Annotated in this window: 9 protein-coding genes and 1 tRNA gene; 1 reads left to right on the forward strand and 9 read right to left on the reverse strand. The window is 58.0% G+C overall.

The window, feature by feature from the left end; all coding sequences use genetic code 11:
• The 8 genes from T9A_RS11545 to T9A_RS11580 form a co-directional block, all read right to left on the reverse strand.
• A partial coding sequence (locus T9A_RS11545) for a transglutaminase-like domain-containing protein (RefSeq protein WP_232222091.1) occupies positions 1–2,107 on the reverse strand: 2,107 nt, incomplete at its 3' end.
• 68 nt (positions 2,108–2,175) lie between these two features.
• On the reverse strand, positions 2,176–8,385 hold the full coding sequence (locus tag T9A_RS11550; protein ID WP_035248534.1) for a carboxypeptidase regulatory-like domain-containing protein: 6,210 nt from the start codon (positions 8,383–8,385) through the stop codon (positions 2,176–2,178).
• Between the two features lie 161 nt (positions 8,386–8,546).
• Positions 8,547–8,894, reverse strand: coding sequence for a c-type cytochrome (locus T9A_RS11555; RefSeq protein WP_232222092.1), 348 nt, complete (start codon positions 8,892–8,894; stop codon positions 8,547–8,549).
• 2 nt (positions 8,895–8,896) lie between these two features.
• A complete protein-coding gene (locus T9A_RS11560) occupies positions 8,897–9,355 on the reverse strand; it encodes a c-type cytochrome (RefSeq protein ID WP_035248751.1) in 459 nt (152 codons plus the stop codon).
• A gap of 109 nt (positions 9,356–9,464) precedes the next feature.
• The gene (locus T9A_RS11565; RefSeq protein WP_035248536.1) at positions 9,465–12,059 is read right to left on the reverse strand and encodes a CHASE2 domain-containing protein; all 2,595 of its coding nucleotides are present in this window, start codon (positions 12,057–12,059) and stop codon (positions 9,465–9,467) included.
• Positions 12,060–12,062: 3 nt separating this feature from the next.
• Positions 12,063–13,145: a FecR family protein gene (locus tag T9A_RS11570; protein WP_035248539.1), complete on the reverse strand. Its 1,083-nt coding sequence runs from the start codon at positions 13,143–13,145 to the stop codon at positions 12,063–12,065.
• Between the two features lie 4 nt (positions 13,146–13,149).
• The gene (locus T9A_RS11575; RefSeq protein WP_035248541.1) at positions 13,150–13,839 is read right to left on the reverse strand and encodes a response regulator transcription factor; all 690 of its coding nucleotides are present in this window, start codon (positions 13,837–13,839) and stop codon (positions 13,150–13,152) included.
• A 117-nt stretch (positions 13,840–13,956) separates the two neighbouring features.
• Positions 13,957–14,286, reverse strand: a complete 330-nt coding sequence (locus T9A_RS11580) for a DMT family transporter (RefSeq protein ID WP_035248544.1) — start codon at positions 14,284–14,286, stop codon at positions 13,957–13,959.
• Positions 14,287–14,556: 270 nt separating this feature from the next.
• Between T9A_RS11580 and T9A_RS11590 the strand changes: the two genes are divergently transcribed.
• Positions 14,557–14,633, forward strand: a tRNA-Arg gene (locus T9A_RS11590).
• Positions 14,634–14,691: 58 nt separating this feature from the next.
• Here T9A_RS11590 and T9A_RS11595 read toward each other — a convergent pair.
• Positions 14,692–15,708, reverse strand: coding sequence for an AraC family transcriptional regulator (locus T9A_RS11595; RefSeq protein WP_035248548.1), 1,017 nt, complete (start codon positions 15,706–15,708; stop codon positions 14,692–14,694).
• Positions 15,709–15,724: the final 16 nt, after the last annotated feature.

Consider the following 15,724-nt stretch of genomic DNA (forward strand, 5'->3'; position numbering starts at 1 on the left):
TAAAGTCTTCTGCCTCCAGTTTTTGTCGGGTGCTTTCCAGGTTGATTTGCAGATCTTGGGCCTGACTCTGACTGATGCCTTGCAGGTTCAGCGCCAGGGCTCTGTATTCGCGGGGAACGGCTTCGTTCTGACTGGTGCGCCACCCCTGATTAGGCTGCCAGTAGCCCATTTCGGATTGCAGCTCGGACCCCATGGCGGTATTGGTGGTCGCTGTGGCTACTACCTCATTGCCAATGGTGAACTCACCAGTTAGATCGATCAGGTAGCCCGGCAGGGTATCGGGAATATCGTTGGGGTCGACCTCGCCGTTTTCATCCGGCTCTGGAAGATAACTGGCCAGGGTCTCCTCATCTTCCGGGGTGGCCGGTTTGAAGGACAGGGCGAGTTTGCGACCGGCCAGGGCTACGGTGGGCTGCTGGATGCTGATCAACTCGCTGCCTTGCCGACCGAACTGGTTAGTATAGAGCTGGTAACGGAATTTCCAGCGCAGGCTATCCGATAACTCGGACGCTACCAGCTTGCGTGTCAGCAATTGATAAGGAAGCCCCGCGGCCAACTGCTGGTGGATCACTGTCTTGATGTTCTGAGTGCCCAGCACTTCCCCTACTGTGGCGTCAGGGGCCTGGTTTTCCAGAAAGGCCTCCAGCTGGGCGCGATAGTCGGCAAAGGCATCTTCCATAGCCTGCTGGGGCACACCCTGCACCCAGCCTTCCTCTTCGTTGATGGTGCTTTGCTGTTCGATGGTCTGGGCCAGACCTTGAGCATCGAAGGGCACCTGCTCTTCCAGGGCCATGCCCTCTGTGTATTCATATTGCTTGAAGCTGGCATCCATGGGCACCCAGCTATCGCCCACGCTATGCTTGGCACCACGACTGGGGTGATAGTCGATCCAGGCCTCCACCCACACATGCTCCAGGTTGATGTGGGTGATTTCCCCTCCGCTGACCATGCCAACATTGGGGATACCGCCCTGCCCCAGAAGATCGCTGGCGGCTTGCGGCGTATTGACGTTGCCTACCCAATTCATCACCTGATCGGCAGGCATTTGCACGGTACCGAACGTGTAGCGGGCAGGGATGTTGGCCGCACGGAGCAAGGCAACCAGCAAGCTGGCTGTGTCGTAGGCATTGCCCTTACCGTGTTGCAGGGTGTAATCCGCGCCCTGGATGGAACCATGGCTGGGAATAAACTCGATGTTATTGCGAACCCACTGGTAGATTGCCACTGGGTCGTGATCCAGCGCTTGCGCCTTCGCACGGACGGCATCGGTGAGCTGGGCATCCAGCGTGGCGGCCAGATCGCCTTCGGTGGGGCCTCCAGGCTGACCGAGCATATCTTGGGTAATGACGTTACTGGCCAGTTGCACGCCACGCTCGAACAAGGGGAGCGCATTCCTGGCGCTTAATTCTCTGGCGGTGGTGGACGGCTCCGGTGTCAGGTTCGGGTCCGGGGTGCCCCATGGCAAGTTGTTCGGGTCAAAAGGATCACGGGGTTTTTCCAGGGTGAAGCTGTCCATCCACTCTTTCAGCGACGCCGCTGCGTCCTGCTGCTCCTGCAGACTCTCTGCTTCCAGCATGGCAGCCATCCGAACTTGCATGGTCTGGTAGCGTTCCCGGTATTGTTGGCGAGCCTCGGCGTGCCGCTGCTGAATTTTTTCTGGTAACTGCTTCTCCCGCAGCCGCTTGCCGGTGGCATCAAATTCTTTCAGCGCCTGCTGATGCAGATTATCGGCCCGACCAGCTAACCAGCTCAGGTCCTCAACACTTTCCAGCGTCAACTGGCTCAGCCCTATGGCCGAAAGCATGTTATCCAGCATACCTCCTTCCTTGGCCAAACGCTGGTCAATAGCCGCCTTACGGTCATGGACTTTATTGCGGACATGCTTGAGCACCTGATCCAGGTGCTGGTTATTCGCTTCCCAGCGGGCCTGCTCGGCAATGTCTTTCTGACGCTCTACTTCCAGTGCGACTGCCCAGGATGGCCAGATCACCCCGTTGAGCAGAAGCAGCACTGCCGCCATCGCAATGGTGCGGGCAAATCGACCGGACTCACGGATTTTCTCCATGGCTGGCGCGTCTACGTTATGCACCTTTTCCCTGTGCTCCATGAGTCCATTCCCCCGTAACATACGCTTAGCCTCGATTCTTGTTCCGTTCATAACACTCTCGCCCCCCATTACCGGTTCAAGGCCCAAATTGCCCAATCCAGATCTTCGCGTAGTGATGGGGCATCCGGGTGACTTGAGCCTGCCAAGGCCGATGTGGCTTTCAGGGCTTTCTTGATGGCCAGGGCTTCATGCCCATGGCTATTGGCCACCACGGCCATTTCCAGCAAAAGCGCCGCTTTCTTCAGCTTCAGGTCAAACAGGGACTGGCCGTAGGCCGCCTGCACGGCCTGGGTCACGTCCATGAGGGTCTGGGTGTCCGGCCCTTCCTGCAGTGGCAGCATTTCCGACAGCGTTAGCGAGGCACCGCTACCAAGGCTGGCCGTCACCTCCGCGCTTAATGTGGCCGAGCCTTGCGAGAAGTTCGGAACCAGCCAGGCGTGCAGATTACGCTGCTCGGCCTCGGCCAAAGACAACCTCCACGACAACGAGCCATTCTGTGTGGCAGGCAAAGTGTTCAGCACCTCGCCTCCTGAAGACATAGCCAGATCTGCCTGGACATCGACAGCGGGCCCCGTGTTTTGCAACGACAGAGAGACAGGTAACACTGCGCCCGGGCGATTTATCAGATTTTCTGCTGTGGTGTACTCCAGTGCCCGCGACAACAACCGGGCATGGTGATCACTGTTACTTTCGGCTACCGCTTCGGCCAGCAGGTCGTAACCCACATACACTGCCCGCCCCTCGCCGTAATCACGATAGGTAACGGCATCGTGCTGACTGGAATAAGCCAGGCACTGAAGCGAGTGGTCACTGACTCCCTGATACAAGGCGGCAACATTGGCTTGATGGTGATGTATGCGCGGCAATCGACGATCCAGAGCCAGTGGCAGGTAGGCCGGTTCGGAGAGCGGGGATTGCATAAATTCCACGCCATCCGCCCTGTGGCCATCCCTACCCAGCAGACTAAACAGATAGTTGCCAAGCAGACTCTCATGTGGATGAACCCCCAGGGTCTGATACAGGGGCAGAGTGCGCGGCCTGTCACCGGCGGCATACACCAGGCCATCACCCCGATTAACCGCTTCCCGCAGTTGCTTGGCGCTCCAGTGGCCCAACGGCACCCGGTCTGCCAGCAACAGATACTGTTGATAATTTCCCGATAACAAGGCATCACGGAAACCACCCAGAGAATCCACCAAGGTGTAGCTGTAGCCATTTTCAGTGAGGAAGGCATCCAGCCATTGTTGTTGCTGTGCCAGTGAGGGTATTTCTGACTGTTCATGTACAGACGACCCACTTTCGCTTTCCTCGACCTCGATATCCACGACTTCGAAGTCGCCGAGGCGCTGGCCAAGTGCCGGAAAATGCCCGCACTTGAATCCTGTCAGACCGGTTTCCAACTTTCCTTGCAGGAAAAGGAATATGGGGTACTTGGCAACAATATTGTGTTTGCCCCCTAGCAGCGCTGAGCCAGATACCCGAACCTCAACGGCCTCCCGGGTAAGGCTGGTCACCGCCACATTCACATCGGCGCCGATATTGCTGTCCAGCAAGTCGGTAAAGGCTTGAGGTGTCGATGCCTCCAGATCAAGGGTGAAGAAGAGGGAATTCAGCGCTTTCACGCTTACCAGGGTGCTCGCCGATAGCGGCTTGGGGAATTCTGCACGCAAAGTCAGCCAGTCCACAGCGGTACAGGCATCTTGCTGTTTGTCCGTCAGCACCAACAATCTCGGCTTCCCTGACAGGGAGAGCGTGGCCTCCAGAGAAATCGGTGGCTCCACCATCTGGAATATCGCAGTGTCCACATCCCGCTGCTCACCATTTTCTTCCACCTGCAGGGCGCAGGCATGGCGAGTCAGATTAAAGCCTGCCGTACCAAACACATCCGAGAAAGTGGTTGTCTCACCCGGCTGCAAACTCACTGTTCGTGTATCGCGATGCAGCTCGGCCTGGTTATCCACATCCAGTCGGGTGTTGATCACTGTCAGGTTCTGTATTGCCTCGCTGCTGATGTTACGGAGCGTGAAATCACAGGTTTGCGGATCCCCCTGGTACACGCTAGCAGCGCGGGCCTGGACCTCACCTTCCACGGCTCTGATTGAGCTGATGCTGACGGTGAATGCCTGCCTGTCACTGGCCAGCACATCCCCATCATCGTCAGTCAAGGTGCCTACCGCTTCATAGCTGCCGGCGGTCACATCTTCCAGAGACAGGTTTTCGTAGAGCTGCACAACTTGGCCAATAGCCAGACCGGCCAATACATATTCTTTATTGAGCAACACGTCGCCGCTCTCGTCACTGACAACCAGGCGATAGTTGGCAGGCTGTATCAGTGTGCTACTACTGCTATTGAGCAGGGTATTCTCAATGACAGCCTTGTCACCCAGGTAATAACTGGCGTTATCAGTACCCACCCCCACCGTCGCAACGGGGGCAGACACATCGCCACCTTCCCGGATTGAGATGGGCACCGTCTGCGAGTCAAGCCGCTCTCCACTTTGGCTATACAGTTCGGCAATCGCCTGATAATCACCTGCCAGTGTCACCCCACTATTCCAGACCACGCCCAGCAAACGCTGCTCACCGGATGGCAAAGCTGGCACCGGTTTACTGCCAAGATTTGCAACCAGGGCGCCGCTACTATCGAGAATGCTATGTTGCACTGAATAGTCTGCTTCCACCCCACCGGTATTGGTCACCAGGGAGTCCAAGTTCAGCGCTTCGGTTGGAGCTAGCAGGCTATCTGACAGCGTCAGCGTGAGCGATCCTCTGCGTGCGGCCACTTTCTTCTGAGCGAGATTATTGGTGTTATTGCATTCTGCCACCTGGCCCTCGATAGCAGCACGAGCATAAAGAGTGACACCCTGCAGCTGGTCGGGATCAACATCGTCCATCACCGCATTTTTGTGAGCGCCACTTTCAACTCCGCCACTAACAACCAAATCACCAATTTCTGCACCGGTGTCAGGGTGACCATCAAACAGCGTGATATGGATATCTTCTGAAATGTCGGCAGATCCCGCATTACCGATAACCATGGCAACTGAGGCCAGCTCTCCCACGCCATTGTCCACGAACTGAAGGGCACCAAGAGTCAAATCAGGGATCTTTGTTTCTTTTGCAACTTTCGAGGAAATACCTTCGATGTATTCCTCATAGCTATCCACCATGAGGACAAAACCGCGCTCTCCGCCCGCCGGTTTGGGGAATACTATATAATTTAAAAGGCTTTCATTAGCTCCTCGGCCAACACCAATGGCGTTGATCACATCTATTCCAGCATTCCTGGCTCTCTCTGAAGCTGCCACTGCAAGAGCTTGGCTGGATTGGCCATCCGTTGATACATCAATCACCTGCAGCGCAGTTTCAGGGGAGGCGTCACTTAATACCTCTGTGGCCCTATCGATACAATGATGAATTGCCGTTCCGCCAGTATTTCTTCGAACTGACCGGATCGCATCAGCCAATTCAGAAACATTATCTTCTTCCACTATTGTTGGATCAATTTCAAGATAGCCGTTATTACTAAATTGAAACAGGGTTAGCCGCATTGAACCATCTCGTGGCACAATATTTGGATTTTCTATAGCCTGCGCGGTTCCCTCTAGTTGCAAAATGAACTCTGGAGAACTGACGCTACCGGAAGAATCCAGACACAAGGCCAAATCCAGATAGGGCTTCTGATTGCTAGCACACTCACCAGCCGTGCTTTCAATATTGTTGGTTTCCGATAGCTCGGAAATAGCCTCGCCCGCATCAAGCAGGATATGTAAAGGAGCATCACGGAACGGCAAATCACCCTGAACCGGCACACTGATACGCTGAATGGTATCTACCTCCAATATCCCCTCAACGGTGGTTTCGCCAAGAACCGCATCATGGTCCGGACTAAACGCACCGTCACGGTTTGAATCGCTGAACACCCGTACAGAGAAAGGCTGCGTCAGATCAGCATTCCCGCGATTAATAATCACAACATCAAGTTCACCCGACACCTCGAAGGTGTCCGGATCTGAAAGCAAACCTCCAGACTGAGTGCTTTGCACTGCAAGATCAGGCAACAAGGCATCAATCCCTGGTTGGCGGAGACGGACTTCACCCAGATCAAGATCGCCACCTGTTGCGATGACAACCGGGAACGACAGGGGCTGATAATCTACTTGTGAAAATTCGAGCGTGTATTCGCCCTGAGGCAGGCCTTTCACTTCAAAACGACCCGAGGAATCCGTCATTGCTTCGCCGGCCACTGTCGAGGATGAAACCTTGACCTTAACCAGAACCCCCAGCAACGGATCCTGAGTACGCACCTCCACCACCTTGCCGCTGATACTGTTCACCGCACTATCCAGTGGCACCAGCTCCAGCTCCCCAAGGTCATTGATAACACCCGCCTCAACGCGTGCAGTGGCACCAATGGCACTATAGCCGGAAGCGGTAATGGTAATTTCTACCTCAGCCGCCAAAAGCTCCCTGAGCTGGAAACGCCCATCACTGTCGGTAGCAACGGTTATCGGTGCAGTACCATCCAGGTAATCGACGGATACTTGCGCTCCCATAACTCCCCGGCCGGTAATCGCGTTAATGACAACACCTTGGAATCCACCCGGCTGCTGTTGTGGTGCATCGCCAGAGGGGGCAAGCAGCGGGGAAAACTCCACGCTGGCCCCGTCAGATACCTCTGCTTCAGCGGATACACTCTCAAAACCTGCTGCCGACACCCCCAACGTCAGGTTACCTGCAGGTAAGTCCTCTAGACGATATTGACCCTGTGCATCCGTAGTGACCGATTTGGCAACACCCTGCACTTCAGCGCTGACCATTGCACCGCTAATCGAGGCTCCCTGGTGACTGCTGCTGATGGTGCCAAAAACACTCACACCCTCCGGCACCGACGCCTTCAATCCGGGGGAAAACAGCAGGGTTTGGCCGGCCACCATTTCCGCATTACCGGTTACTGACTCATAGCCTTGCGCTGAAACGGTAATACTAAGCGGTCCCGCCGGCACCTCACTGAACAGGTAGGAGCCATCAGTCGCCGTGCCAGAGGAAAGGCCCGTGCCGGTCAACGTTACCGTTGCCTGCGCTAACGGAGCCCCGCTATCCCGATCTGTGATGGTCCCGCGGACAATGCCGGTTTGCAGGGGCTCGCCGGTATCCGGATCAGTTTCCTGGATATTAAGCGCCAACATACCGACATCACGTTTGTCACCGGTTTGCAGGACCGTGTTGAGTACCAGGGTGCTGTAACCTCCTTTGCTCATGGAAAGCTGGTAATGGCCTGGCGTCAGTCGATTGGCAAAAAATCCGCCATCTGCATCGGTGACAAGCTGACGGGACTCAGGGCCGGCAAGAGCAATATCAACGTCTGCAAGAGGCTGGCCGCTCTGGGCATCCACGAGGGTACCGGTAAGGCTTGTTATGTCTGCAGCGGGACGGGACGCCGCTGACAGTACACGCAGGGCCAGAGCCGTAACATACACATCCTGCTCGAAATCCCCACCCGGGTTCTGCCTGTTTTGCAGCGCATCCAGTGCCTGCTGGAGGGAAGTCCGGTCAACTGCCCGCGACACCAGTGCATACAACGCCAATGCAGAACTTTCAGTATCGCCCCAGAGTTGCCCCTCTTGCTGGGCCAGCAAGAAATCCTCGGCGGCTTGCAGAGGAGACTCCACATCATAGACATGGCGATACTGCCAAAGCGCATGCATAGTCAGAGCGGTAGTCTGGACTTGCCCCACATCGCCAGCCAATGCCCAGCTGCCATCATCATTCTGGACATTGATCAGATATTGCAACGCATAGGCAGCAGGCTCCTGAGTAATGCCCAACAAGGATAGTGTTTCCAGTGCGTAGGCTGTGCTTAATGGGTCTGGGTCATAGCCAGGAAATGCCCCAAATCCGGAACCGGCTATTTGGCGCTTAAGCAATTCGTCCTGTGCCTCACCAAACTCCTGGCCCAGCGCGTAAGCCGTCCGGATACTACGGGACAGGTTCTCCGCACTGTGGTCTGCATCGACGCTGGCAAGATAGCTGGTCACACCACTCAAATCACCGACAAGACTCTGATCCGCATCAAGCAGATTGATTGTGGCTTCCGTGGTGGACTGAAAAGTGATGGCTTTGGAGGCAGGGGAATCCAGACTGCCATCGGCCTGGATTTGATCAACAAGCCACTGCTTTTCAGCCTCCTGACTGCCCACCCCCAATACAGGAAAAAACAACAACAGACAGAAAAGAGCCCGAACCCAGCCCCAGATACCTGAACGTGACGCAGCCATGCGATCCCCCGCTTGAAAACCCTACGCTTCTTTTATGAGATAGCGCGCAAAGGTTACCAGCAAGGCACAAGCCATTATGTAGGACATCTCTTAAGCAAGGGGTAAGCGTTTTACCTAAAGAGTCGGTAAACCCTTACGGCTGAAGAAACATTGGAATGGAGTTATTTAGCGCCGCTCAACTGCAGCATGTAGATGACAGTGTTGCGGATTTCGTCGTCGCTGCAGTCGAAGCAGCCTCCACGAGGGGGCATGGAGTTGATGCCGGCGATGGCTTCATGGACGATGGTATCGAAACCTTCTTCTTCGATTTCGTGGGACCAGTAAAGGCGGTGTTCCTTGCCGACCCGGGGAGCACCGAGGGCGCCGGAACCGTGGCAGGTAACACAGTATTGGCGATACAACTGCGCCCCGTCACGCGTCTGCGAAGCATCCGCAGTGGCCGGAGCGCTATCGTCGGAACAGGCTGCCAGCCAAAGGGCCGACAGCAGGATCCCCAGGGATCGCAGCAAGGTTACTGGCTCTGCTCAACCATATACTCGACGGCGGCCTTGATCTCGTCGTCAGAGCAATCCATGCACATGCCCTTGGGCGGCATGGCGTTGAAGCCTTCAATCGCGTGCTTGACCAAGGTGGCATTACCCTTGGCGATACGCGAACCCCAGGCAGCGGAATCGCCGGTCTTCGGGGCACCTGCAGCACCAGTGGTATGACAGGCCGCACAGGCAGACTGGTGCACTTGCTCACCGCTGCGGGGTCCACTGGCCACTTGCTCTTCGGCTGCGGCAGCGGTGCCACAATCTTCACCCTCGACACACACAGAACCCACCGGCTGAAGACGCTCGGCGATGGCCCGCTCACTGAATACAGAACGCTCACCCAGCGGATACGGGGAAATTTCCTTGGTGCTCTTGGCAGCCACGCTACCGGCGGCAAACAGGGTAGCGACCAGTACCAGGCTGGCAGTCAGCATCTTTTTCACGATTCCACCTCTATTCTCTGTGATTCGCCCGAGGGCGCTGCGGCGGCATTATACCCGCTCAGGGCGTGGGGACAAAACGCTTGCTGTTACACAGCTTGATTTAGTCTATCTCCACCCGAGGTAATGACAGGGTGAAGCGGCTACCTTCGTTTGGCGCACTATCCACCTGAATGTCACCACCGTGGCGCTCCGTCACTACCTTGACGAAGCGCAGTCCCATGCCCGCGCCGCGGGTGCGGGCGCCACCACTGGTGCTGGCGCGACTGAAACGCTGGAACAGCCGCTCCAGGAATTCCGGCGGAATCCCCACACCCCGGTCGCGCACCTCACAGAGTACGGCCTCTTCCCGGGCATACAGTCGCACATCAACGGAACTGCCCGCATGGCTGTATTTGATGGCATTGGTGAGCAAATTCACCATTAACCGCTCGAGCAATTCGTTATTACCCAGCACCCAGACCTCCTGATGGGGGTCATAATCAAAGCGCAGGGTGATATCGGCCTGCTGAGCCTGGATCTGCACCATGTCGATGGCGCTCTCCACCACGTCGAGCATGTCCTGCTCGTTCATTTCCACCGTTTCCACCGCTTCCACCCGGGCCAGCTGCAGGAACTGCTCGGCGATACTCAGGTTGCGCTGGGCATAATGCTGCACGTTATCGAGGAAGCCATCCAGGGACTGTCCATCACCCTGCTGACGCATTTTCTCGGTGAGAGCCAGCACTGAGACCATGGGGGAGCGCAGGTCGTGGGAGAGAAAATCCAGCATTTCCGAGCGGGCCCGCAGGGCCTGCTTCACGTCGCTGATGTCCTTGAAAGAGATGATCATCATCCGGCCCGGATTATCACCGGCATGCACCAGCAGGAGATCCAGGTAAAGGTCTGCGCCCTGGCGATTGCGGCATTCCAGCTGGGTGCGCCCTTCCGCCAGGGACTGACGTAGCAGCTCGTCCCAGCTGTGCTCGCGCAGGTCCAGCTCCCGACCCAGATCCGTCACCATGGGCTGGCCCGCATCCAGCGCCCCCATTTCCAGGCCAAGCAGGAAGGAGGCCTGGGGGTTGGCATAGACAATGACGCCACAGGCATCAGCGATCACCACTCCTTCGCGGATCTGTGCCAGGGTCACCTGGAAGAATCGGGTCAGGGCCTCCTGACGAGCCTCTTCCCGACGTAGCCGGTCGATATGTTTTTCCAGCACTTCATAGCGGGGCCCCACGGTGGGAGCATGGGTGCGCACCCGTACCAGCATCGCCCTCACCCAGTAATCATAGGTATCCGCATGCAGCGCCTGATGCCACACCAGGTCAAGCTCGTAGCGGCGCCCCTCATGCTTGAAGCGGTACTGGCGCGCCAGCGACCCTTTCCAGGTGGCTGCGGGCAGGCTGTCGCCACCGCGCCAGGGCTTTTCCCCACCCAGCAGTCGCCAGGCACGCACCGGTAGCACCTGATCGAACATTCGCCCCATTTGCTCCAGGGTAGACGGCCGGGTCAGGCGCTGATTCAAATCGCTGTATTCGGATAACCGCTCCAGGGCATGGCGCATATAGGAGAGGGAATATTCCAGGCGCCGCCAGGTCCACAACGGGTAGCCCATCAATGCCGCCGCCATGGCACCGGATGGCGGGAACCACAGCCGCAACACGACCAACACCACCATGCTTGTCAGCAGACAGAGCAGAATCACCCCGGCCACCAGCGGAATACTCCAGCGCGGCAGCACATAGGGCAGCAACAGCGGCGCCAACAACGCCAGTACGGCCCCCAGCACCAGCACACTGCTCATGGGCAGCTCCCGGATCAGCCGATCCGAGCGCAGTGCATCCAGCAGATTGGCGTTGACCTCCACCCCGGCCATCAACTCACCCTGGCTAGCCATGGGCGTGGGCAGCATGTCACCCAGGCCGGCAGCGGTGGCACCAATCAGTACGATCTTGTCGCGGATCAGCTGCTCCGGAATCAGGTTGTTCAGCAACTCCACCGCGGACACCTGCGGGTAGCTATTGGGACCGCTGACAAAGGGCACATAACGGTGGTAGCGACGCACATTGGCCAGCCCGGAGAATTCCTCGCCTTTGTTCGCCGGGAAGGTATTTTCCGGCAGCATCCCTTCCTGGATCAGCAGGGTCTGGGTGATATGCGGCCACCAGGCCTGACCGATACCCGAGCGCATGTACACAGAGCGGGCTACCCCGTCGCTGTCCAGCTCCAGGTCCACGTGCCCCAACCCGGCGGCGGCACGGGCGAACGGTGCATAGGGCAAGACTTCGATGAGCTGGCCACCGGCCCGCAGTTGCTCCACGTGCACCGGCAGATAGACATGGCCACTGGCCGCCATGGCCTGCACCAGGGCCAGATCGGAATCCGGGTTGTTGCGGTCCGGCTCGGACAGGATCAGATCCACCAGTATCGCCCGTGCCCCCATATCGGTAAGACGGTTGATCAATTGGGCGTGGACCTTGCGATCCCAGGGCCAGCGACCGATCTCCCGCAGACTGTATTCGTCGATGCCGACGATAACCAGATCCGGGGACGGGTCGTCCGGGAGGGTTTTAAGAAGGTTGTCGTAAATGTAGCGGTCAACGAAGGACAAAGCCCCGCTGAGACTCAGCAGGGCGCAGAGGCCGACCACCAGAAACAGCACTGATATGTGTTCAGCCAGATAGCGGCGCTGATAGGCATTCAGGCGCGAGCGCATCCGTTACAGCGCCAGCAACAACGCGGCTCCGCCGAGGAAGACCCACAGGTCCCATTTGGAATCCTTTTCAGGCACAGGCTCTGGTGCGGGTTCAATGGAGAAATTGGTCCAGCTTTCGTGGCCACGCAGGCCGTTTTCATCCACCGCACGCACCAACAGACGGTAATCGCCTACCGGTAAATCCTGTTGCCAGTGACCGGCCTGCAAGGACGCCTGGCCCAACAACAACCCATCGCGCTGGCGATACCACTCCAGCCAGTAACTGGCCGCATCCGCCTGGGTGGGCCACGCCGCCGTCACATCCTCGTGGGTTACTGCCAGCTCCACCGCCGGGGCCGGCAACAGAGGCACCGGTTCAATGGGCGGCCGGTCAAGCCGGGCCAGGGTGGCGAAACCGGCTTGCACATCACGACGGGTGCCCCGGGCACTGACATCCACCCGGCCATCCACCACTTCGTTGCGGGTGGTTTCACCGGCGTCCACGCTGACGTAGTACTCGGTACCACGCACCGCCGCGACCGCGCCAGGGGTGAAGACCTTGAAGGTACGATCATCGTTACTGGCCGGGGTTACGGTGTTGCGAATATTACCGCGCTGCAGACGCAGTTCGGTCTGCTCGCCCTGTTGATCCAGAAAACGGCGATAGCGGTTGACCACCAGCAAGCTGCCAGGCTTGATCACCACTTCGGACTGGTCGGCAAACTGTAGTCGGGCACTGGCGCCGGTAGCGGTTTCCAGCGCATCGCCAAAGGCCACTGTCTCACCACTCTGCACCTGACGGGCCTCGCCACCGGCAGCGGGATACAGCATCACCTCACCGCGAACTGCGACAATCCTCGCAGGAATCGGCTTTTCCTTCAGCCAGGCAATGGGGACAAGCAGGTTCTGGCCCGGTTCGACACTATGAGGGTTTTTCAGCGAATTATGGCTGGCCAGATCACGCCAGCAGGCAGCCGGTTCCTGGGCAAACTGCTGGCAGACCTTCCACAGGGTATCCCCCGGGCGCAGGGTGTAATGCCAGTCGTCGGATGCTGCTGCGGCAGTCGTCAGTCCCAGCAGCAAGGCTGCACACAACCAGACCCTCATAGCGTTATTCCTCAATCGGCTCCAGGCGGTAACCATGCTGGTAAACCGTCTTGATGCGGTAGCCCTGCTCCGGGCGTATCTGCAGGCTGCGACGGATGCGGCTGATATGCACATCCACAGTACGAGATTCGATCGGAGTCATGATACCCCAGACCTTTTCCAGCAGGTGGGCACGACTCATCAGCTTACCCACATTCTGGAACAGATAGCTGGCAAGCTCATAATCCTTGTCGGTCAGCTTCACCGGCTCGTCCGCCAGCAGAATCTGCCGTCGCGACCGGTCCACCGTCCAGGGCCCCACAGTCAGGGCAGTGTCATCATCCATATCCGATACCCCCGCCCGACGCCCTAACGCGGCTATCCGGGCCAGCAATTCCGCTTGCTTGGTAGGCTTGACCATATAGTCGTCCGCACCCTGACTGAGTGCTCCCACAATGGAGGACTCATCGTCCCGCTGGGTGGCAAACAGCACCGGGGTGCGGTTGCCGCTGGCCCGAACTTCCTCTAGCACGGCGTAGCCATTCATATCCGGCACTTCCCAATCGAGCACCAGAATGTCGAAGGTGTCACGCCGCAACAGGGACATGAACTCGCGCCCGCTGGCCAGGTGAATGCAGTTATGGCCCGCTTCCTTAAGCCAGTGAGTGACAAGCTCAGCCTGAGCCATGTCATCTTCCAGATAAGCAATGCGCACAGTTTTCTCCATCAGTTGGCGGCCAACATCTGCCCGCAGAGGGTACCGATTAATCGGGGAATTCATGGGAAAAGATTGTAAAATGGACGGCACAAGCGTGCGGGCCCAAACTCGTCATCAGGTCGGTGAAGCCGTCAACTTGAGGCCGATAATGCCGACCACCACCAGCCCCATGAAGGCCAACCGTGGCAGGCTGGCCGGGTCCTTGAAGAACAGAATGCCCAACACGGTAATGCCCACAGCCCCGAGTCCGGTCCAGACCGCATAGGCGGTACCCACCGGAATGCCTTTCATGGCATAGGACAGCATCAGCATGTTCAGGGCGGTGAGCACCAGCGCCGTGCCAATGGACGCCACCCCGGGCTGCACCTGAATCCATTTGAGACTCATGGCCCAGGCAATTTCCACGATCACTGCCAGTAATAGCACAATCCAGTACAGGTTCATCCTGTTTCCTCCGATACAGTTGTCTGGTCACAGACACGGGCTCGTAAGGAAAACAGTACTGCCGGAAACCCGAAAGAGGCAGACTGCCGCGAAATGACTGCCGTGATCACACGGCGCGCGCAGATTATAAGCATCTGCGCCCACAATGCATCCCATCCATGGACGCCAACGCCACAACCGGCTATCATTCTCGCCCGTTGAACCCCCAAGTTCTTCATCTGCAGATCGTCGGAACTGACCAACCTCATCCGGTCGACTGCAACAGGTTTTGCGCCCGTAGCTCAGCTGGATAGAGCGTTGCCCTCCGGAGGCAAAGGTCAGAGGTTCGAATCCTCTCGGGCGTGCCATATAAAAGAAAGGGGCCTCCTTACTGGGAGGCCCCTTTTTTGTGTCCCACGGTGGATTTCACCCAGGCAAATCCCCCCTGTACTCACTGGGCGAGCAGCCCTGCCAGCGCCGAAAGGCACGAACAAAGCCGCCGGCATCGGTATAGGCCAGATGGGCGGCGATCTCTTCGATTTTCATGGTGGTGTTGCTGAGCAGCTGCAAGGCCAGTTGGCGGCGCTCCTCCTCAACCAGGTCGCGGTAGCTGGTGCCTTCCTGTTCCAGTTTGCGACGCAGACTGCGGGAAGAGAGGGCCAGCTCGCTGGCCATGTCGTTAAGGGTAGCGCCCAAGCCCAGCTCTCCGAGCAGTTTCTGGCGAACCTTGCCGGCGACGCCACTGCTTTCCACGGTGTCCATACGCTGCCGACACTGCTGCTCGAGCATGCGGGTTAGCACCGGATCGTAGCCGGGGAACGGCTGGTTGGCCCCGGCACGGTTGACCAGGATACGGTTGGCGCGGGCATGAAAGGTGGGCATCACGCCGCACAGCTCCGCCACGGCGGACGCCGCCACATCCGGTTCGCCAGTGAACTCGATACCCGTAAACGCCACCCCCTGAAGCGTGATTTCCCTGACCAGATTGAGGGCGGTAGCCATGTCTCGCTCGAGCAAAAACTGGCGCAGGTGCGCCGGTATCGGGTCAGGATCGAATGTCACGCCGAACGTATCGCCCTGCTCACAGACCGTAATCCGGCAGTAGGCCGTGCTCAACGGCAGGTAACGTACGCCCAGGGCGGCGGCATCGCGCAGGGTCTTGCAGGTGCGCAGGGCGAATCCCCATACCCCGAAGGTGGCCAGGTTGTATTGCCGACCCAGCTCAAAACCGCCCACTCCGGCTGCCGGCAGGGCCAGCATGAGATTTTCGATCAGGCGCATTTCCTGGGTGCGGGTAACCAGACCCTCGCCACTGGACAGGGCTTCGTCGGCAATACCGGTGCCGAGCAGGCAGGTTTGCCGGTCGATGCCATGTCGCTGGGCGAAGTTGAGCATGACCTGACTGATGGCCACCGGATGAAGCTTGTCGTCTGAATGCTGCATTGCCCGTCCCGCAGAT

The organism is Alcanivorax jadensis T9 (assembly GCF_000756655.1).
Lineage (GTDB): Bacteria > Pseudomonadota > Gammaproteobacteria > Pseudomonadales > Alcanivoracaceae > Alcanivorax > Alcanivorax jadensis.